Here is a 531-nt window from a genome sequence, read left to right as displayed (position 1 = left end):
CGGTGACTACTAATTTCGTCGCTGCTCCTGAATTGACAGTAACACTAGAGCTAGTAGCTGCCGTTCCTGATGCTGGAGTGAAAGTGAACGTTCCTGCTCCTGAAGTTCCTGTGAATTTCAAGCCTAAACTCGTTAAGTTTGCTACTCCACTAACAAAATCACCCGCTTGGTTCAATACATTATTAACTCCACTTCCTAAACCACTTACCGTTCCTGTTAAACTTGTCGTAACTGTTACATTATTTGTATTAGCTGCAAAAGTTGTTACCGTATTGCCATAAGCATCTTGGGCTGTTAAGGTATTGGTTCCTGTAAAGGCTGTGCCATTAATCTGAGGACTCGTTAAGCTCACTGCCAACTTCGTCATCGTAGATGGACTCACTGTTACGTTCAATGTTCCTCCTGTATTCGAGTTGATCGTTCCATCAGTCGCATTCACTGTGGCCGATTCTGCTTTGTACAAGACCATCGATCCTGTAGCCACACCTGCTGTAAAGGTCAAGCTAGTTGCTGTACCAAAGTTCGTAGCGG

At 44.3% G+C, this 531-nt stretch carries 1 protein-coding gene; it reads right to left on the bottom strand.

Annotated features, from left to right (window positions below; translation table 11 throughout):
- A partial coding sequence (locus tag EWU22_RS13365; protein WP_161566873.1) for a hypothetical protein occupies window positions 1–531 on the bottom strand: 531 nt, incomplete at both ends.

The organism is Aquirufa nivalisilvae (assembly GCF_004307455.1).
Taxonomy (GTDB): domain Bacteria; phylum Bacteroidota; class Bacteroidia; order Cytophagales; family Spirosomataceae; genus Aquirufa; species Aquirufa nivalisilvae.
Note: the sequence above shows the minus strand (reverse complement) of the source record. Positions and strands in the feature narration are given on the sequence as shown.